Origin of the sequence: Nocardioides sp. (assembly GCF_036493135.1) — a bacterium.
Lineage (GTDB): Bacteria > Actinomycetota > Actinomycetes > Propionibacteriales > Nocardioidaceae > Nocardioides.
Window position 1 is genome coordinate 132,674 of the sequence record NZ_DASXQG010000072.1, and the last position, 20,218, is coordinate 152,891.

General features: G+C 69.6%; 15 protein-coding genes. 10 read left to right on the forward strand and 5 right to left on the reverse strand.

Translation table 11 applies throughout. From position 1 onward, the window contains the following. Positions 1-193: 193 nt before the first annotated feature. The 4 genes from glgB to VGJ24_RS14285 are packed head-to-tail and all read right to left on the reverse strand — an operon-like array spanning position 194 to position 7,675. Positions 194-2,437 (reverse strand): 1,4-alpha-glucan branching protein GlgB, encoded by a 2,244-nt coding sequence (gene glgB, locus VGJ24_RS14270; RefSeq protein WP_331501293.1) that lies wholly within the window; start codon positions 2,435-2,437, stop codon positions 194-196. Next, a complete protein-coding gene (locus VGJ24_RS14275) occupies positions 2,434-3,930 on the reverse strand; it encodes a maltokinase N-terminal cap-like domain-containing protein (protein ID WP_331501294.1) in 1,497 nt (498 codons plus the stop codon). Before VGJ24_RS14275 ends, glgB begins: the two co-directional genes overlap by 4 nt. After that, entirely contained in the window at positions 3,927-5,708 is a 1,782-nt protein-coding gene (gene treS, locus VGJ24_RS14280; RefSeq protein WP_331501295.1) for a maltose alpha-D-glucosyltransferase, read from the reverse strand. Before treS ends, VGJ24_RS14275 begins: the two co-directional genes overlap by 4 nt. Next, a complete protein-coding gene (locus tag VGJ24_RS14285; protein ID WP_331501296.1) occupies positions 5,708-7,675 on the reverse strand; it encodes an alpha-1,4-glucan--maltose-1-phosphate maltosyltransferase in 1,968 nt (655 codons plus the stop codon). Before VGJ24_RS14285 ends, treS begins: the two co-directional genes overlap by 1 nt. 230 nt (positions 7,676-7,905) lie before the next feature. Between VGJ24_RS14285 and glgP the strand changes: the two genes are divergently transcribed. Next, on the forward strand, positions 7,906-10,485 hold the full coding sequence (gene glgP / locus VGJ24_RS14290; protein ID WP_331501297.1) for an alpha-glucan family phosphorylase: 2,580 nt from the start codon (positions 7,906-7,908) through the stop codon (positions 10,483-10,485). A gap of 130 nt (positions 10,486-10,615) precedes the next feature. On the opposite strand, the gene glgX is transcribed toward glgP, so the two are convergent. Beyond that, entirely contained in the window at positions 10,616-12,772 is a 2,157-nt protein-coding gene (gene glgX, locus VGJ24_RS14295; protein WP_331501298.1) for a glycogen debranching protein GlgX, read from the reverse strand. 66 nt (positions 12,773-12,838) lie between these two features. On the opposite strand from glgX, the gene VGJ24_RS14300 reads away from it, so the two are divergent. The 9 genes from VGJ24_RS14300 to VGJ24_RS14340 all read left to right on the forward strand — a co-directional run bounded on the left by VGJ24_RS14300 (position 12,839) and on the right by VGJ24_RS14340 (position 20,193). Next, positions 12,839-13,618, forward strand: coding sequence for an enoyl-CoA hydratase/isomerase family protein (locus tag VGJ24_RS14300; RefSeq protein ID WP_331501299.1), 780 nt, complete (start codon positions 12,839-12,841; stop codon positions 13,616-13,618). 51 nt (positions 13,619-13,669) lie between these two features. Continuing rightward, positions 13,670-14,083: a hypothetical protein gene (locus tag VGJ24_RS14305; RefSeq protein WP_331501300.1), complete on the forward strand. Its 414-nt coding sequence runs from the start codon at positions 13,670-13,672 to the stop codon at positions 14,081-14,083. A gap of 127 nt (positions 14,084-14,210) precedes the next feature. Then, complete coding sequence (locus VGJ24_RS14310) at positions 14,211-15,047, forward strand: Ig-like domain repeat protein (RefSeq protein ID WP_331501301.1); 837 nt, start codon at positions 14,211-14,213, stop codon at positions 15,045-15,047. Between the two features lie 200 nt (positions 15,048-15,247). After that, on the forward strand, positions 15,248-16,039 hold the full coding sequence (locus VGJ24_RS14315) for an electron transfer flavoprotein subunit beta/FixA family protein (protein WP_331501302.1): 792 nt from the start codon (positions 15,248-15,250) through the stop codon (positions 16,037-16,039). 27 nt (positions 16,040-16,066) lie between these two features. After that, entirely contained in the window at positions 16,067-17,062 is a 996-nt protein-coding gene (locus VGJ24_RS14320) for an electron transfer flavoprotein subunit alpha/FixB family protein (protein ID WP_331501303.1), read from the forward strand. 57 nt (positions 17,063-17,119) lie between these two features. Beyond that, positions 17,120-18,364: a glutamate-5-semialdehyde dehydrogenase gene (locus tag VGJ24_RS14325; RefSeq protein ID WP_331501304.1), complete on the forward strand. Its 1,245-nt coding sequence runs from the start codon at positions 17,120-17,122 to the stop codon at positions 18,362-18,364. Positions 18,365-18,513: 149 nt separating this feature from the next. After that, positions 18,514-19,146: a nicotinate-nucleotide adenylyltransferase gene (gene nadD, locus VGJ24_RS14330; protein ID WP_331501305.1), complete on the forward strand. Its 633-nt coding sequence runs from the start codon at positions 18,514-18,516 to the stop codon at positions 19,144-19,146. Beyond that, the gene (gene rsfS, locus VGJ24_RS14335; RefSeq protein ID WP_331501306.1) at positions 19,143-19,535 is read left to right on the forward strand and encodes a ribosome silencing factor; all 393 of its coding nucleotides are present in this window, start codon (positions 19,143-19,145) and stop codon (positions 19,533-19,535) included. Before nadD ends, rsfS begins: the two co-directional genes overlap by 4 nt. Continuing rightward, complete coding sequence (locus tag VGJ24_RS14340; RefSeq protein WP_331501307.1) at positions 19,528-20,193, forward strand: histidine phosphatase family protein; 666 nt, start codon at positions 19,528-19,530, stop codon at positions 20,191-20,193. Before rsfS ends, VGJ24_RS14340 begins: the two co-directional genes overlap by 8 nt. Positions 20,194-20,218 lie beyond the last annotated feature (25 nt).

The following is a 20,218-nucleotide window of genomic DNA, read 5'->3' on the forward strand; positions in this document are numbered from 1 at the left end:
CAGGTATGCCCTCAACCGGGGCAGGGCGGGTGGCGTTGTGAAACGCCCTGTGCCCCCACTGCGGGCTGCCGTTCACACGATGTGTGACAAGGTGTTCCACAACGGTGCCCTCGAGGTCTCCATGAGGGCACGCGGTGTTCCACAACGCACCTCCCACACCGCTGTTGTGGGCACAGGGTGTGCCCGAACCCACTCAGTCGCGGCGTAGCCAGATCGTGGCGAGCGGGGGCAGCACCAGCGTCGCGTGCGCGGGCTGGCCGCTCTCGCCGCCCTCGACCGCCGTCACCACCCCGAGGTTGCCGACGCCGGAGCCGGTGTACGTCGCGGCGTCGGTGTTCACCGCCTCCCGCCACTCGCCCGCGGCGGGCAGCCCGAGCCGGTAGTCGCTGTGCGGGACGGCCGCGAAGTTCGACACGCAGACCAAGGCGCTCCGCTCGCCGGTGGAGCCTGTCGAGACCCCGCGACGGATGAACGAGAACACGTTCCGCCCGGCGTCGTTGGCATCGATCCACTCGAACGAGTCGGACTCGTGGTCGCGCGACCAGATCGCGGGGGAGTCGGCGTACACTCGGTTGAGGTCCTTCATCAGCCGGTGGACCCCGAGGTGCTCCGGATGGTCGAGGAGCCACCAGTCGAGCTCCCGCGACTCGGCCCACTCCGACTCCTGGCCGATCTCGCCACCCATGAACAGCAGCTGCTTCCCGGGGTGTGCCCACATGAAGGCGAGGTAGGCGCGGAGGTTCGCCAGCTGCTGCCAGCGGTCTCCGGGCATCTTCCGCAGCAGAGAGCCCTTGCCGTGGACGACCTCGTCGTGCGAGAGCGGGAGCACGAAGTTCTCGCTGAAGGCATAGGTGAGGCCGAACGTCATCTGGTTGTGGTGCCACGACCGGTGGACGGGTTCGCGCTTGAGATAGTCGAGCGAGTCGTGCATCCAGCCCATGTTCCACTTGAAGCCGAAGCCGAGACCGTCGCTGTCGGTGGTGCGGGTGACGCCCGGCCAGGAGGTCGACTCCTCGGCGATCGTGGTCGCGCCGGGCACCCGCTTGTAGACGGTGGCGTTCATCTCCTGGAGGAACTGGACGGCCTCGAGGTTCTCGTTGCCGCCGTACTTGTTCGGGGTCCACTCACCCTCGGGTCGCGCGTAGTCCAGGTAGAGCATCGACGCGACGCCGTCGACGCGCAGCCCGTCGGTGTGGAACTCCTCGAGCCAGTACAGCGCGTTCGCGTAGAGGAAGTTCCGGACCTCGCGCCGGCCGAAGTTGAAGATGTGGGAGCCCCACTCCTTGTGCCAGCCGCGCTGCGGGTTGGGGTCCTCGTAGAGCGGGGTGCCGTCGAACCGCGCCAGCGCCCACGCGTCGGTCGCGAAGTGTCCCGGCACCCAGTCGAGGAGGACTCCGATGCCGTTCTGGTGGAAGGCGTCGACCAGCCGCCGGAAGCCGTCCGGCTCGCCGAAGCGCGAGTCCGGCGCGAAGTACGACGTCACGTGGTAGCCCCACGACCCGCCGAACGGGTGCTGCATCACCGGCATCAGCTCGACGTGGCTGAAGCCGAGGTCGGCGACGTACGGGACGAGCTCCTCGATGAGCTGGTCCCAGGTGAGCACGTCCCCGTGCCGCTTCCGCCACGAGCCGAGGTGCACCTCGTAGACCGACATCGGCTGCGAGACCGGCTGCTTCTCGGCCCGCGCGCGCATCCACGCGCCGTCGCCCCACTCGTGGGACGACTCGAAGACGCGGCTCGACGTCGCCGGGGGCATCTCCGCCCACGACGCCATCGGGTCGGCCTTCTCGCGCCACTCGCCGTCCGCGCCGAGGACCACGTACTTGTAGCCCGCGCCGACACCGATGCCCGGCACGAAGAGCTCCCACACCCCGGACTCGCCGAGCTGGCGCATCGGGTGCTCGCGCCCGTCCCAGGAGTTGAAGTCCCCCTCGATCCGTACGCCGCGCGCGCCCGGCGCCCAGACGGCGAACGACGTACCGGTCACGTCGCCGGTCGCGCTGCCGTCGAGGGGGCGGTAGTGGTGCACCCGTGCCCCCAGGACGGTCCACAGCAGCTCGTGCCGTCCCTCGTTCACCAGGTGCAGATCCATCTCGCCGAGCGTTGGCAGGAATCGGTACGGGTCGTCGACGGTGATCGCACCCTGGCCGTAGTCGACCTCGACCCGGTAGTCAGGCACGTCCGCTGGTCGAGGAGGGCGCTGTGCGCCGGTCTCGAGACCCCCTGCGGGGAGAACGCCCACCCAGACCCCGTCGTGCTCGTGCTCCATCGGCACCCGGACGCCGTCCGAGGTCACGACGGTCACCGTGCGCGCCAACGGCTTGTACATCCGGAAGGTCACCCCGTCGCCGTCCGGGTGCGGGCCGAGGATCGAGTGCGGGTCGCCGTACTCGCCACGGGTGAGCTGCTCGATCTGGCTCGTGGGTAGCCGGTTCATCGTCGCGCTCCGTCAATCTGACTCTGGGTCTCGAGATGGCCGGGGCTGAGCGCGGCCATGGGGATCGACAGCCAGGTCGGCCGGTTGCGGGCCTCGTAGACACATTCGTAGACGGCCTTGTCCGCGACGTACGCCGCGAGCAGGGTCTGCTCGTCGCCGGTCAGGTCGCGACCGGTGTACGCCTCGAGGAACGCCGCCTGGTTGCGCGCCGACCACTCCGCGGCGCGGAACGCACGCTGCTCGGCACCGTCGTCGCCGGTGGCCGCTGCGGTCATCGCCGCCGCGCGCGGTGCGTAGTCGAACGACCGCAGCATCCCGGCGACGTCGCGCCAGGGGGAGTCCGGCAGCACCCGCTCCGACAGCGGCTTGGCGGGCTCGCCCTCGAAGTCCACGATCTTCCAGCCCTTGGCGGTTCGCAGCGTCTGGCCCAGGTGCAGGTCGCCGTGCACGCGCTGGACGGCGCCGGACCCGATCGGCCCGACCGCCGCGAACAGGTCGCGAACGGCCGGCGCCAGCTCGGCCAGCTCGGGGACGACGGTGATCGCAGCCTCGAGCCGCTCGGTCATCGCCTTGGCGAGCTCGGCGTGGTCGGACGACGTGCGCTCGGAGGTCGGGAAGTGCTCGGCGAGCAGCTGGTGGATGTGTCCCACCGCCTCGCCCAGCCGCTGCGCCTCGGCCGCGAAGTCACCACCGACCTCGTCGGCGAACAGATCCGCCTCGGCGAACAGGTTGCGCACCGACGTGAGCGCCAGCTCCCACCCGTCGCTCGCGGTCCGCAGGAACTGCTGCAGCATCGCCAGCTGCAACACGGCGCCTCCCGCCGGCTGAGGAGGGCGCTCGGTGCGCGTCTCGAAGCCATCGGCGTCACACTCAATCCATCCCAGCAGTGCGGCAACGTTGTCCGACCCGGCCAGGGTCAGCTTCTCGTGGACCTCGATGTCCGGATTGGTGCCCGGCGTGATCCGCCGGAAGATCTTCAGCAGCGCCTGCTCGCCGAACGCGACCGACGAGTTCGACTGCTCGCCGGTGAACGGCGTCGACGGCGCGGTCGGGTCCAGCTCCTCGCCGGGGACCCGGTGGAACGTCAGCGGCCCGTCGGGCGGGTAGGCGAAGGCGCGGAGGTACGCCGCCATCGCCTCGCGGTCGTGGACGGCGTCGTAGGCGTGGGTCCAGCCCACGTCCGGGTCCTGCCACCAGCCGACGAACGCATGGTCGAGCCGGTGCTCCGGGTCCGTGTAGAGCACCAGCGGCACCTGGTACAGCTCCGTGTCGCCGTCCTGGTAGGCGACCGCGACGAGGTCGACCACGACCCGGGGGCCCTCGTCTGCGATCACGCCGATCCTGCGCGCCCCGGTCACACGAAGCCCGCGCCCCTTGCCACCGAACCATCGCGCTCCTTCGATGTACTCGGAGAGCTGGCGGAGGCCGTCGTTCGGGGTCACCGAGATCTCGCCCGACTCCCTGGTCTGGCCCGAGCTGGTCTCGTCTGTCACGTGGCGGTGACCTCCTCGGTCGGTGCGGTCAGCCGGAACCAGTAGAACCCGTACCCACCGAGGGTCAGGAGATACGGGAGCTCGCCGATCGCGGGGAAGGGGACTACGCCGAGAAGTTCCACGGGCACGTATCCCTCCCAGCGCCGCAGGTCCAGCTCGACCGGCTGTGCGAAGCGGGAGAGGTTGTTGACGCAGACGATCACGTCCGAGGCCCGGGCGCCGTGCTCGTCGGTGCTGGCGTGCTCGCGGGCGTAGGACAGCACGGAGGGGTTGGTGCCGCCGAGGTCGAGGAACCCGCCGAGTCCGAACGCCGGGTGCCCGCGCCGCGCGTGGATCATCCGCCGCGTCCACTGGAGCAGCGACGAGGAGTCCTCGAGCTGGGCCTCGACGTTCACGCTCTGGTAGCCGTAGACCGGGTCCTGGATCGCGGGCAGGTGCAGCTTGCCAGGGGTGGCCGAGGAGAAGCCGGCGTTCCGGTCGGGCGTCCACTGCATCGGCGTGCGTACGCCGTCCCGGTCACCGAGCCAGATGTTGTCCCCCATCCCGATCTCGTCGCCGTAGTAGAGGACCGGGCTGCCGGGCAGCGACAGCAGCAGAGCCGTGAACAGCTCCATCCGGTTCACGTCGTTGTCGAGCAGGGGAGCCAGCCGCCGCCGGATGCCGATGTTTGCCTTCATGCGGGGGTCCTTGGCGTACTCGTCCCACATGTAGTCGCGGTCCTCGTCGGTGACCATCTCGAGGGTCAGCTCGTCGTGGTTCCGCAAGAAGATGCCCCACTGGCAGTTGTCCGGGATCGGCGGGGTCAGCTCCATGATCTCCGAGATCGGGAACCGAGACTCGCGCCGGACGGCCATGAAGATGCGCGGCATCACCGGGAAGTGGAAGCACATGTGGCACTCGTCGCCGTCGCCGACGTACTTCCCGGTGTCCTCGTCGCGCTTGCCGCCGAAGTAGTCGACGACGTCCGCCGGCCACTGGTTGGCCTCCGCGAGCAGCACTCTTCCCGGGTACTTCTCGTCGATGAACCGGCGGACCATTCGCAGGAACTCGTGGGTCTCCGGGAGGTTCTCGCCGTTGGTGCCCGGGCGCTCGTACAGATAGGGCACGGCATCGAGCCGGAAGCCGTCCAGGCCCATGTCGAGCCAGAACGACATCGCCTCCAGCATCGCCTCGTGGACCTTGGGGTTGTCGAAGTTGAGGTCGGGCTGGTGGGAGAAGAAGCGGTGCCAGAAGTACTGCTGACGCACCGGGTCCCAGGTCCAGTTGGACGGCTCGGTGTCGACGAAGATGATCCGCGCGTCCTCGTACATGTCGTCGGTGTCGGACCAGACGTAGAAGTCGCCGTACGGCCCCTCGGGGTCGCTGCGAGACGCCTGGAACCACGGATGGGCGTCGCTGGTGTGGTTCATGACGAAGTCGATGATCACGCGCATGCCGCGCTGGTGCGCGGCCGCGACGAAGTCGCGGAAGTCGTCGACGGTGCCGCACTCGGGGAGGATCGAGGTGTAGTCGGCCACGTCGTACCCGCCGTCGCGCAACGGCGAGGTGAAGAACGGCGGCACCCACAGGCAGTCGACGCCGAGCCACTTCAGGTAGTCGAGCTTCTCGATGACGCCGCGGAAGTCGCCCGTGCCGTCGGCGTTGGCGTCGCGGAACGACCGCACGAGCACCTCGTAGAAGACCGCGGTCCGGTACCAGTCGCTCTGCTCCTGCTCCGCCGTCGACCCGACGATGCTGCTCTCGTTCCCGACCAGGGGCCCACCACCGACGTCACTCATCAGGTGCTCCGCACCGTCAGCAGATGGGCTGGCTCCGTGCCCGGGTCGAGCCGGACGTAGTTGTGCTGGCTCCAGTGCCAGTCCTGTCCGGTGATCTCGTCGTGGACGGCCAGGCTGTCGTGCCAGTCGAGGCCGAGCGCCGGTAGGTCGATGTGGACCATGGTCTCGCGCGCCGCGTGCGGGTCGAGATTGATCACGACGATGACCAGGTCGTCCCCGGCCTGCTTGCTGAACACCAGCACGTTCTCGTCGTCGCTGGAGTGGATGACGAGGTTGCGGAGCTGCTGCAGCGCCGGGTGGGCGCGGCGTACGGCGTTCAGCGCCGTGAGGTACGGCGCCAGGGTGCGGCCATCCGTCTCCGCGGCGTCCCAGTCGCGGATGCGGATCTGGTACTTCTCCGAGTCGAGGTACTCCTCGCTCCCCGGCCGCACCGCGACGTGCTCGAACAGCTCGTACCCGGCGTACACCCCCCAGCTCGGGGACCCGGTGGCCGCCAGCATCGCTCGCACCTTGAACGCGGCCGGCCCGCCGTACTGGAGATAGGCGTGGAGGATGTCGGGGGTGTTCACGAAGAAGTTCGGCCGCATCAGGTGGCTGGTCTCGTGGGAGACCTCGCGGAGGTAGTCCTCGATCTCCCACTTGGCCGTGCGCCACGTGAAGTAGGTGTAGCTCTGCTGGAAGCCGATCGCGCCCAGCGCCGACATCATCGCCGGACGGGTGAACGCCTCGGCCAGGAACAGCACGTCGGGGTCGGTCCGCCGGATCTCGCGCAGCATCCACTCCCAGAACGCCACCGGCTTGGTGTGCGGGTTGTCGACGCGGAAGATCCGCACGCCGTGCTTCATCCAGTGCCGGACGACGCGGAGGACCTCCCGGCAGATGCCGGTCGGGTCGTTGTCGAAGTTCAGGGGGTAGATGTCCTGGTACTTCTTCGGCGGGTTCTCGGCGTACGCGATCGTGCCGTCGGCCTGTGTGGTGAACCACTCGGGATGTGACGTCACCCAGGGGTGGTCAGGGGCGCACTGGAGCGCGAGGTCGAGCGCGACCTCGAGGCCCAGGCTGTTCGCGCGGGTCACGAACCCGTCGAAGTCCTCCAGCGTCCCGAGGTCGGGATGGACCGCGTCGTGGCCGCCGTCCTTGTTGCCGATCGCCCACGGTGAGCCCGGGTCGTCGGGGCTCGGGTCGAGGGTGTTGTTGGGTCCCTTGCGGTTCACCTCGCCGATCGGGTGGATCGGCGGCAGGTAGATCACGTCGAAGCCCATCGAGGCCACGGCGTCGAGCCGCTTGGCCGCCGTCGTGAACGTGCCGCTGACCACCGTCCCCTTCTTCTTGTCGTACGTCGCGCCCTCCGACCGCGGGAAGAACTCGTACCAGCTCCCGTACAACGCGCGGGGTCGGTCGGCGTAGAGGGGGTAGGGACCCTCGACGGTGAGCAGCCGACGGATCGGGTGCGCGTCGAGGACGGCGACGAGGTCGGGGGACTGCAGGGCGGCCAGCCGCGCCTCGACCGGGCGGGAGGCGTCGCGCGCTGCGGACGCCGCGCCGGCGACGACCTCCTTCTCGCGCGCGTCGAGCCCGGGGTCGGCTGCCACCTCGTCGAGAAGCAGCCCGCCCTCGGTGAACATCAGCTCCACATCGACGCCGGCCGGGATCTTCAGCCCGGCCGCGTGCTCCCAGGTGGCGAGTGGGTCGGACCATGCGTCGATCTCGAAGGTCCAGGCGCCCTCGGAGTCGGGGGCGACCCAGGCGACGTACCGGTCCGGGACCTCCCCGTCGGGCTGCATCCGCACCGGCGGCCGCCGCGAGCCGTCGGGGGCGACCAGCACCACCTCCGCGCCCACCTTGTCGTGTCCCTCGCGGAACACGGTCGCCGAGACGGGCTGTGGCTCACCCGCGGTCGCCTTCGCGGGGAGCCGACCGAGATCGACCAGAGGCATCACGCCCATGATGGGGATACGACCGACCATGCTCGTCACCCTTCCGAATCGGCCACCGGCACGCAAGGCGACGTCGGTGGTTCCGGAAGGCGCTCTGCGCCTGTCTCGACACCACCGGACCGAACCACTCGAGCCCGGGCCGTGACGGACCTGACCGTCAGCCCTCCGGGTCGACGTCGTACGAGGCAAGGAGAGGGCTCCGGCGCGCCCATCGCGGGGATGATTGGAACGATCAAGTCGATCTCGGCTACCGTCCTCGGGTGCGTGCGATCCGTCGTTTCACCGTCCGTCCGGTCCTGCCCCCGCCGCTGTCGGCGCTCGGCGATCTCGCCGGGAACCTGCGGTGGTCGTGGCACCCACCCACCCAGGACGTCTTCGCCGAGGTCGACCCCGAGATCTGGGAGTCGACCAAGCGCGACCCGGTGCGCCTTCTCGGCGCGGTGAATCCCGAGCGGCTCGAGGACCTGGCCTCCGACCAGGGCTTCCTCGACCGGCTCGGCTCGGCCAAGGCCGACCTCGACGCCTACCTCGGGGGCGAGCGGTGGTACAGCCGCAGGGCCGGCGACGAGGCGCCCACGCGGATCGCCTACTTCTCCCCGGAGTTCGGCATCACCGCCGTGCTGCCGCAGTACTCCGGCGGCCTCGGCATCCTGGCCGGCGACCACCTCAAGGCGGCCAGCGACCTCGGCGTACCCCTGGTCGGCGTCGGCCTGCTGTACCACGCGGGCTACTTCAAGCAGTCCCTGTCGCGCGAGGGCTGGCAGCTCGAGAAGTACCCCGTGCTCGATCCCGACGAGCTGCCGATCTCGCTGCTGCGGGAAGAGAACGGCGCGCGCGCACACATCTCCATCGCGATGCCGGGAGGCCCCGAGCTGCTGGCCAAGATCTGGGTCGCCCAGGTCGGCCGCGTGCCGCTGCTGCTGCTCGACTCCGACGTCGAGGGCAACCCCGACCACTACCGCGAGGTGACCGACCGACTGTACGGCGGCACCTCGGAGCACCGTCTGCGGCAGGAGATCCTGCTCGGCATCGGCGGCGTCCGCGCCCTGCGCGTCCACGCCCGCATCACCGGCGCCACGGAGCCCGAGGTGTTCCACACCAACGAGGGACATGCCGGTTTCCTCGGCCTGGAGCGCATCCGCGAGCTGACCGTAGAAGAGGGCGGGCCGAAGCTCGACTTCCCGACCGCGCTCGAGGTCTCCCGGGCCTCCACCGTCTTCACCACCCACACGCCCGTGCCGGCTGGGATCGACCGGTTCTCGCGGGAGCTGATCGAGCAGTACTTCGGCACGGCAGGGCCGGTCTCCGGCGTACCGCTGGAGCGCATCCTGGCGCTCGGCGCGGAGGACTACGTCGGCGGCGACCCGACCGTGTTCAACATGGCGGTGATGGGCTTCCGGCTGGCCCAGCGCGCGAACGGCGTCTCGAAGCTGCACGGACACGTGAGCCGGGAGATGTTCCACGGCTTGTGGCCGGCGTTCGACGAGGCCGAGGTGCCGATCACGTCGATCACGAACGGCGTGCACGCGCCGACGTGGGTGGGGCGCGAGGTCTTCGACCTGGCCGCGCGGCACGGCGCGAACGGCGACGCCGACGAGGTCGACTCGTTCTGGAACGCCGTCGACCAGACGCCGTCCGCCGACATCTGGTCGGTCAAGCGTCTGCTGCGCGAGCGGCTGGTGCTCGACGCCCGACAGCGGCTGCTGAAGTCCAACCTCAAGCGCGGCATCCCGGCCGCCGAGCTGACCTGGGTCGACGAGGTGCTCGACCCCGACGTGCTGACGATCGGCTTCGCGCGCCGCGTCCCGTCGTACAAGCGGCTGACGCTGATGCTGCGCGACCCCGAGCGGCTCAAGCGGCTTTTGCTCCATCCCGAGCGGCCGGTTCAGCTGATCATCGCCGGCAAGGCGCACCCCGCCGACGACGGCGGCAAGAAGCTGATCCAGGAGATCGTCCGCTTCGCCGACGACCCCGAGGTCCGGCACCGCATCGTGTTCCTCCCGAACTACGACATCGCGATGGCGCAGCCGCTCTACCCGGGCTGCGACGTCTGGCTCAACAACCCGCTGCGCCCGTACGAGGCGTGCGGCACGTCGGGCATGAAGGCGGCACTGAACGGCGGCCTCAACCTGTCGATCCTCGACGGCTGGTGGGACGAGTGGTACGACCGCTCCAACGGCTGGGCGATCCCGTCCGCCGACGGCGTCGACGACCCCGACCGACGTGACGACCTCGAGGCGGCAGCGCTCTACGACCTGATCGAGAAGGACGTCGCGCCGCGGTTCTACGACGTCGACCACGACGATGTCCCGGGCCGCTGGATCGAGATGGTGCGGCACACCCTGAAGTCGCTCGGCCCCAAGGTGCTGGCGACGCGGATGGTGCGCGACTACGTCCGTCAGCTGTACACGCCCGCCGCCATCACCGGCCGGGCCCTGAACTCCGACTACAAGGGCGCCACCGAGCTCGCCTCCTGGAAGCAGCAGGTGCGCGCCGACTGGGCCGACGTGCGCGTCGAGCACGTCGAGAGCCACGGCGTCGGCGACAACCCCGAGGTCGGCTCGGTGCTGACCGTCCGCGCGTTCGTCGCGCTCGGCGGACTGACGCCCGACGACGTGGCGGTCGAGGTGGTGCACGGCGTGATCAACGGCGACGACGACCTCGTCGAGTCCACGGTCACCCGACTCGACCTGGCCGACAGCTACGACGGAGGCCGCTACCGCTTCGACGGCGAGGTACAGCTCAAGCGCGGCGGCGCCTTCGGCTACACCGTCCGCGTCGTACCCCGCCACAGCGTCCTCTCCTCCGCCTCCGAGATGGGCCTGGTCGCCCTCCCGTAAACGCCGAAGTGGTAGTTCTCCCAGGCCGAAGTGGGGGTTCTCCCGCCTCGAGATGGGAGTTCTCTCGGGGAGACGCCCACCTGGACAGCGGAGAAGTCCCACTTGGGCGGCGGAGAAGTCCCACCTCGGGTCAGACCTCGCGGACGACCACCACGGTGCGGCCGTCCACGGTCATGGACTCGCCGCGTTCGACCTCGGTTCCCACCGGGTGCTCGGGACACGTCGACACCACGACCTCGCCGTCGCGGACCCAGCTCTCCGACGGCATCGTCACCTTCACCGCGTCGGCGTCGGCGTTGAGCCAGATCAGGAACGAGCTGTCCCACAGCTGTTCCCCGCGGGGACCGGGGGAGCGGAGCGGGTCGCCGGTCACCAGCATCCCCACCACGGACAGCTCGTTGTCGGCCCAGTCGTCGCCGGTCATCTCACGACCCTCCGGGTGCACCCAGATCAGGTCCTTGCGGCCGCCCTCGATCGTCGGTCGGCCCTCGAACCAGTGCCGTTGCCGCAGCGCCGGGTGCTCGCGACGGAGCCGCAGCGCCGCCTTGGTGATCTCGTAGACGTCGAGCCACGCGTCGGCCGGCCGCCAGTCGATCCACGACACCTGGTTGTCCTGGACGTACGGGTTGTTGTTGCCGCCCTGCGTGCGACCGCGCTCGTCGCCGGCGGTGATCATCGGGACGCCGGTCGAGAGGCACAGTGTGACCAGCAGGTTCGCCGCCGTACGCCGGCGCAGCGCGTCGACCTCCGCATCGTCGGTCTCGCCCTCGACCCCGAAGTTCTGCGACCGGTTGTCGTCCGATCCGTCGAGGTTGAGCTCGCCGTTCGCCTCGTTGTGCTTCGACTCGTAGGAGACCAGGTCGCGCAGCGTGAAGCCGTCATGCGCGGTCACGAAGTTCACCGAGGCGTACGGCGAGCGCCCGTCGTCGGCGTACAGGTCGGACGAGCCGGCCAGTCGGGTCGAGACGGTCCGGATGCCGCTGGAGCGGCCGCGCCAGAAGTCGCGGACCGTGTCGCGGTACTGGTCGTTCCACTCCACCCACGACGGCGGGAACTCGCCCACCCGGTAGCCGTCTCCCGAGACGTCCCACGGCTCGGCGATCAGCTTGACGTGGCGGAGCGTGGGGTCCTGGTCGATCGCGACCAGCAACGGACTGGCCATGTCGACCTGTTGTCCGACCCGCGTGAGCGCGGTCATCAGATCGAAGCGGAAGCCGTCGACGCGCATCTGGGACGTCCAGTAGCGCAAGGAGTCGAGGATCAGGCGGAGAGCGAAGGGGTCGGAGGCGTCGACGGTGTTGCCGCAGCCGGTGACGTCCCAGTAGGAGTCGTCGAAGGCCTCACCAGCGGGGCGCGGGTCTCCGCGGTGGTAGAAGGCGCGGTCGTCGAACCCGCGGAACGACAGGGTCGGACCGTCCGTCCAGCCCTCCGCGGTGTGGTTGTAGACGACGTCGAGGATCACCTCGAGTCCCGCCGCGTGGAACGCCTTCACCATCTCCTTGAACTCGCGCACCTGCCCGCCGCGGTCGCCGGACGACGAGTAGCCGTGGTGGGGAGCGAAGAACCCGATCGTGTTGTAGCCCCAGTAGTTGGCCATCCCGCGCCGCATCACGCGGGGCTCGCTGGCGAACTCCTGCACCGGCAGCAGCTCGACCGCCGTCACGCCGAGGTCGCGCAGGTAGTCGGTCACCGCGGGCGTGGCCAACCCGGCGTACGTGCCACGCAGGTGCTCGGGCACGCGGTCGTGGAGCGCGGTCATCCCCTTGACGTGCAGCTCGTAGATGACGGTGTCGCGCCACCGGGTGTACGGGCGGTGGTCGTCGCCCCAGTCGAAGTCCGGGTCGTGGACGACCACCCCCTTCGGGACGTACGCCGCGGAGTCGAGGCGGCTGCGCCGGGCCGGCGAGCTCACGTCGTAGCCGAAGATCGCCGGGTCGTCGACCAGCTCGCCGCTGACCGCTCGCGCGTACGGGTCGAGGAGAAGCTTCTCGGGATTGAACCGCATCCCCATGTCCGGTGACCATGGCCCCTCGGCGCGGTAGCCGTAGCGCGTCCCGAGTGCCACTCCGGGGATCGCGCCGTGCCAGATGCCCAACGACACCTCGGTCAGGGCGTGCCGCGTCTCGTGGCCCTCCTCGTCGAGGAGGCAGACCCACATCCGGGTGGCGGCAGGCGCCCGCACCGCGAAGTTCGTGGCCTCCGCGTCGTACGACGCGCCGAGCGGCCAGGTGCGTCCGGGCCACACCGGCGCGGACTCGCCCGGTCGGCGCCAGGTTCCTGGGGTCACCCGCGACATTGTGACGGACGCTCGGCACAATGCCGGGAGGATCCCCCAGAGAGACGAGGCACACCCATGGCGGAGTTCGTGCGGCTCGAGGTCGAGGACGGTGTCGGGACCATCCGGCTCGACCGGCCGAAAATGAACGCCCTCAACGTGCAGGTCCAGGAGGAGATCCGCGCGGCCGCCACGGAGGCGAGCCAGCGTGACGACATCAAGGCCGTGGTCGTGTACGGCGGCGAGAGGGTCTTCGCCGCCGGCGCCGACATCAAGGAGATGGCCGACATGTCGTACGTCGACATGGTCAAGCGCTCCGGTGCGCTCCAGTCCTCGTTCACCGCGGTCGCCCGCATCCCGAAACCGGTCGTCGCCGCGATCACGGGGTACGCCCTCGGTGGCGGCTGCGAGCTCGCGCTCTGCGCCGACGTGCGCTTCGCCGCCGAGGACGCCGCGATCGGTCAGCCGGAGATCCTGCTCGGAGTCATCCCGGGTGCCGGCGGGACCCAGCGGCTGACACGTCTGGTCGGCCCGAGCCGGGCCAAGGACATCATCTTCACCGGTCGCTTCGTGAAGGCCGACGAGGCGCTGGCGATCGGCCTCGTCGACCGGGTCGTCCCGGCCGACCGGGTGTACGACGAGGCGCTGGCCTGGGCTCGGCAGTTCAGCAACGCTGCGACGTACGCCGTGCGCGCCGCGAAGGAGTCGATCGACCAGGGTCTGGAGGTCGACCTCGACACCGGTCTGGCCATCGAGCGGCAGCAGTTCGCAGCCCTCTTCGCCACCGAGGACCGCCGGACGGGGATGACGTCGTTCGTGGAGAGCGGGCCGGGCAAGGCGGAGTTCCAGGGCCGCTGAAGCTCGGCCAACCTCCTGCGAGGTGAGACTCGGCTGTGCCATCCTCGGGACATGACTCGAAGCACCCGTCGAGCCGGGACGCCCGACGACGCCGAGGTCGAGGAGACCAAGGTCGACCGCACGGCACAGGCGAAGGCCGCTGCGAACCAGGTGCGTGCGCGGATCGCCCAGCTGGTCTGGGTCGCGTGCTGCGTCGCCGCGCTGGTGCTGGCCGCGGGCGCGCTGTGCATCGCGCTCAAGGCGAACCCCGACAACGGTCTGGTGAAGTTCTGCATCGACACCGCGGACAAGCTCGACTTCGGGGTGTTCTCGCGGACCGACGGCGTCGCCCACTGGAAGGGTCAGAGCCACTCCGCGCTGACCAAGAACGCGGTCGTGAACTGGGGTCTGGCCGCGGTCGTCTGGCTGATCATCGGGCAGATCGTGGCCGGCATCATCCGCCCCCGCTCCGGTCGCGTTTCCTGAGATTCCGCCCAAATCACACGGCAGCCGTCGTGGGACTCTGGCATTTGCCGGGGTGGTGTGATGGGGTGCTTCGCGCGGGCCGGGGAGCGTCCCGCGTGAACTCGAACCCCCAGGAGGACTTCCGCACATGTCTGCTCGTTCACAGCATCTCAAGCTCATCGGCGCGGCCGGAGCGGCCGCGCTGGCCATCGGGACGATGGCCGGCCCAGCCGTCGCAGCGACCAAGGACCTCACGTACAGCTGCGCCACGCTCGGGCCCACCAACGTGACCTTCAACTTCGGCAGTCTGAAGACCAAGATGGTGGCCGGTCAGACGGACAAGCACGCCATGTCGCAGGTCATCCATCTCAACGCCGCGCAGGGCGGGCTCGCGAGCACCCTCGGCACCCACGTGAAGGGCACCCTGACTGCCAAGGGCGCGAAGAACACCATGCCGTTCTCGATGAAGATCCCGAACACCGCCTTGAACGGCGGCGCCCAGGACATCCCGGCCTCCGGGACCGGGACCATCCGTCCGCTCAAGGCAGGCAAGTGGTCCGTGTCGTTGGGCTCCATGTCGGCTGCACTGGTCCTCAGCGGCGGTGCGGGCGGAGACACCCCGGTGTCGGACACCTGCTCCGCACCCACCAACGGCACCCAGAAGCTGGGCACCATCACGGTGAGCAAGGACAAGTCGAAGACGGTGACGTCGGCCAAGTACAACACCACGAAGAACCAGGCCACCGGCACCGCCAAGGTGAAGGGTGCCAAGTTCAAGCTGGCCGGTACCGGCAAGGTGAAGTTCACCCTCAAGAAGGGGACTCACGTGCTCAAGTCCGTCAAGAGCAAGCTCAACAAGAAGGGGATCGCGAAGGTCCACTTCAAGCACGTGAAGCGGGCCGGGAAGTACTCCATCACCGCCAAGTTCGGCGGCGACAAGGGTCTCAAGGCCTCCTCCGGCAGGGCCTCGTTCAGGGTCAGGTGACTCACTGAGCTCGACGTAGGAACGGCCCCGGCGCCCTCGTGTGCCGGGGCCGTTCCGCGTCTCGGGCTCGGCTCGGCGACCGTGACAGTTTCACTGTGAGGGATGCCACCGCTGCCCGAGTTCCACGCTCGTCCGGGCTGCCGGTAGCCTCGCCAACACACCCCGATGACGACGCAGGACACAGGAGGGCCGTCGCGGCCATGAAGATCGCTGTCTGTGTGAAGTACGTGCCCGACGCCACCGGTGACCGGCATTTCGAGGACGACAAGACCGTCGACCGCGTGGGCGTGGACGGGCTGTTGTCCGAGCTGGACGAGTACGCCGTCGAGCAGGCGCTCCAGATCAAGGAGAAGGCCGAGAACCCCGACGACGTCGAGGTGACCGCGCTCTGCGTCGGGCCAGACTCGGCCCTCGACGCGGTGCGCAAGGCGCTCCAGATGGGAGCCGACCAGGGCGTGCACGTCGTCGACGACGCGATCGCCGGCTCGGACGCGATCGCCACGTCCCTGGTGCTGGCCAAGGCGATCGAGAGGGACTCCTACGACCTGGTGATGTGCGGGATGGCCTCCACCGACGGCTCGATGAGCGTGGTGCCGGCGATGCTGGCCGAGCGGCTCTCGCTGCCGCAGCTCACGCTGGCGTCGAAGGTCGAGACGCAGGGCGACCAGGTGCGCATCCAGCGCGACGGCGACGTCGCGACCGAGGTCGTGGGCGGCACGATGCCGATGGTCATCTCCGTGACCGACCAGTCCGGAGAGGCGCGGTATCCGTCGTTCAAGGGGATCATGGCGGCCAAGAAGAAGCCGCTCGAGACGTTGTCGCTGTCCGACCTCGGGGTCGACGTCGGCGACGTAGGTCTCTCCGTGGCATGGACCGAGGTGGCGGAGACCACCGCCCGGCCACCGCGCGAGGCCGGCGAGATCGTCACGGACGAGGAGGGCTCGGGCGCGAAGGCGCTGGCCGACTTCCTCGCTGCCAAGAAGTTCATCTGAGGCCCGAGACAGGGAGCTGCGAAGACAATGAGCGAGATCCTGGTGCTGGTCGACCACGCCGAGGGCCCAGAGGGTGTGTCGGTCAAGAAGCCGACCTACGAGATGCTCACCCTCGCCGCCCGCCTCGGCGAGCCGTCCGCGGTCTTCATCGGGCCGAAGGATCAGGGCTCCGAGGTCGCCGCGGCCGTCAAGAAGTACGGCGCCGGCACGGTGTACGTCGTCGACGATGAGGATCTGAAGGGTTACCTGGTCGCGCCGAAGGCCGAGGCGCTCCAGCAGGTGATGGAGAAGTCCGGGCAGAACGGTGGGCCCGGCGCTGTCCTGATCACCTCGTCGGCCGAGGGCAAGGAGATCGCCGGCCGACTCGCGATCAAGACGGAGTCCGGGCTGATCACCGACGCCGTCGACGTCGAGGCCGCGTCGGGTGGCGGTGACAGTCCGGCCACGACCCAGTCGGTGTTCGCGGGCAACTACACGGTCAAGGCGAAGGTCACCAAAGGCACGCCGATCATCACCGTGAAGCCGAACTCCACCGCCCCTGTCGAATCCGATGGCGCGGGCACGGTGGAGGAGGTCTCGGTGACCGTCTCCGACGCCGCCAAGGGCGCCAAGATCTACAAGGCCGAGCCGCGCCAGGCGACCGGTCGCCCCGAGCTCACCGAGGCCGCGATCATCGTCTCCGGCGGTCGTGGCACGGGTGGCAAGTTCGAGCCGGTCGAGGACCTCGCCGACGCACTCGGGGCCGCCGTCGGTGCCTCGCGTGCCGCGGTCGACTCCGGTTGGAAGCCGCACAGCTACCAGATCGGCCAGACCGGCAAGACCGTGTCGCCGCAGCTGTACATCGCCGCCGGCATCTCCGGCGCCATCCAGCACCGCGCCGGCATGCAGACCTCGAAGACGATCGTGGCCGTCAACAAGGACCAGGAGGCCCCGATCTTCGAGCTCGTCGACTTCGGCGTCGTGGGCGACCTGCACACGGTCCTGCCCGCGCTGACCGAGGAGGTCAAGCAGCGCAAGCAGTGAGCGCCGCGCTTCCAGTCGGCGCGAGGTGGCCCGACACCAAGCGCCTACGATCGCCCCATGAGCACCGACGTCATCGAGCTCGCGCGCCGGGCGCGGTTGACGTCCCGGAAGCTCGCCCTGGCGACACGAGCCACCAAGGATGCCGCGCTGCTGGCGATGGCCGACGCCCTGGACGGACAGGTCGACGAGGTGCTCGCGGCCAACGACGACGACGTACGTCGCGCGCAGGACGCCGGCACCGACGACCACATGATCGACCGCCTGCGACTGACCAGCGAGCGGGTGTCCGCGATGGCCGAGGGGCTGCGCGACCTCGCGCGCCTGCCCGACCCGGTGGGGGAGGTGGTGCGCGGCAGCACCCTGGCGAACGGGCTCGAGCTGCGACAGGTGCGGGTGCCGTTCGGGGTCGTCGGGATGATCTACGAGGGACGGCCCAACGTCACGGTCGACGCCGCGGGCATCTGTCTGAAGTCGGGCAACGCCGTCCTGCTCCGCGGCAGCAGCAGTGCGAGGGGCAGCAACGCCGCTCTGGTCCGGGTCCTCAGGGACGCTGTCGAGGACGCCGGACTCCCGGCCGACTGCGTCCAGCTGGTGCCGGCCGACTCGCGCGAGACCGTCAAGGAGCTGATGCGCGCCCGCGGACTGGTCGACGTACTCGTGCCGCGTGGTGGCGCCGGCCTGATCGAGTCGGTCATCGAGGAGTCGACGGTGCCCGTGATCGAGACCGGCGTCGGCAACTGCCACGTGTACGTCGACGCCGCGGCCGACCTCGACATGGCGCTGGCGATCGTGCTGAACGCCAAGACCCACCGCACCAGCGTGTGCAACGCGGCCGAGTCCCTGCTCGTGCACGCCGACGTCGCGCAGACATTCCTACCGGCGGTCGTCGCCGCGTTGCAGGACGGCGGGGTGACGATCCACGGCGACGCGGCGTTCGCGTCGTACGACGGGGTGGTGCCGGCCACCGAGGACGACTTCGGGCGCGAGTACCTCAGCCACGACATCTCGGCGGCCGTGGTGCCCGACCTCGACGGAGCGCTCGATCACATCCGGCGCTACTCGACCGGTCACACGGAGGCGATCGTGACGGGCGACCAGGCAGTGGCCCGGCGGTTCGTGGCCGAGGTGGACGCCGCGGCGGTGCTGGTCAACGCCTCGACACGGTTCACCGACGGCGGTGAGTTCGGTTTCGGGGCGGAGATCGGGATCAGCACCCAGAAGCTCCATGCGCGCGGCCCCATGGGCCTGCCCGAGATGACCTCCACCAAGTACGTCGTGACCGGCGACGGCCACACGCGGTGACTCGGTTACCCTTTCACCCGTGACCGTGCTCGAGATCAACCACTGGGCGGTGGGCGGCATCGTCCTGGCCATCTTCCTGCTGCTCCTGCTCGCGCTGCTGGTATTCGGCGCGGGTCGCGAGCACAGCTGAGCGCCCCTGTGATGGGGCCATGACCGCCCGCGCCCGCAGGGTCGGGGTGATGGGCGGCACCTTCGACCCGATCCACCACGGTCACCTGGTCGCGGCCTCCGAGGTGCAGTCGTGGTTCGACCTCGACGAGGTCGTGTTCGTCCCGACCGGCGCGCCCTGGCAGAAGTCCGACCGGCAGGTCACCGCCGCCGAGGACCGGTACCTGATGACGGTGATCGCGACGGCGTCCAACCCGCGATTCTGGGTGTCGCGGGTCGACATCGACCGCGGCGGACCGACGTACACCGCCGACACGCTGCGCGACCTCCGCGATGCGCTGCCCGATGCCGAGCTGTACTTCATCACCGGCGCGGACGCGCTCGCCGACATCTTCACCTGGCGCGACGCGGAGGACCTGTTCGAGATGGCGAAGTTCGTGGGGTGTACCCGCCCCGGCTTCGTGATGGACCCCGAGACCCTCGGCAAGATCCCGGGCGATCGGGTCACGATGGTCGAGGTGCCGGCGCTGGCGATCAGCTCGACGGACATCCGCCGACGTACGATGCGGGGCGAGCCCGTGTGGTACCTCGTGCCCGACGGTGTCGTCCAGTACATCGCCAAGCACCAGCTGTACCCGCGTCAGACTGCCCTCTCCACCGAAAGCTCTGCATGACCGCCACTGACCACGCCGTCACCCTCGTCCACACCGCCGCACGCGCGGCGTCCGACAAGCTGGCGCAGCACATCATGGCCTTCGACGTCAGCGACCAGCTCGCCATCACCGATGCGTTCCTGCTGGCGTCGGCGACCAACGACCGTCAGGTCAAGGCGATCGTCGACGAGATCGAGGAGAAGCTGCGCGATCTCGGCGAGAAGCCGATCCGTCGTGAGGGCGAGCGCGACGGTCGCTGGGTGCTGATCGACTACGGCGACGTCGTCGTGCACGTGCAGCACGAGGAAGAGCGGCAGTTCTACGCCCTCGAGCGGCTGTGGCGTGACTGCCCGTTGATCGATCTGCCGGCCGAGGTGACCGCCGGGTCGGCCGGTCCGGCCGGTGCCTGAGGCGCGCACGCTGGTCCTGCTCCGGCACGGCGAGACCGACTGGAACCTCACCGGTCGCGCGCAGGGGCACGCCGACGTCCCGCTGAACGCCACCGGTCACGCCCAGGCCAAGGCCGTCGCCGCGGTGCTCGCCGGGTTCTCGCCGGTGCGCCTGTGGTCGAGCGACCTGGCCCGAGCCCGGCAGTCCGCCGACGCGATCTCGGACGCCACCGGGCTCGCCGTCGAATGCGACCCGCGCCTGAGGGAGTACGACGTGGGGGCGCGAGCCGGGATGACCCTCGTGGAAGCCGCCGAGCGCTTCCCCGAGGAGTACGCCGCGTACCGGGCGGGGACCTCCACGATGCTCGTCCCGGGCGAGGAGACGACCGAGCAGGTGCGCGACCGTGTCGTCCCCGCACTCCTCGACTGCTTCGACGCCCTCGACGCTGGTCAAACCGGCGTCGCCGTGCTCCACGGAGCCTGTCTGCGCGTGGGCCTGATGGGCGTCATCGGCTGGCCGTGGGAGGAGGCCCGGGCACTGCTCGGGGTCGAGAACGGCGCCTACTGCGTGCTGGTCGCTGACCCCGCCCAGGGTCGGATTCGGTTGGCGTCGTACAACGAGAAGGTTGGGGGCCTGCCGCACGGGCCCGATTTCGTCGCCGAGGCTCCGGTTGGCTAAGATTCCGCGGGTTGCCCGCCGGAGA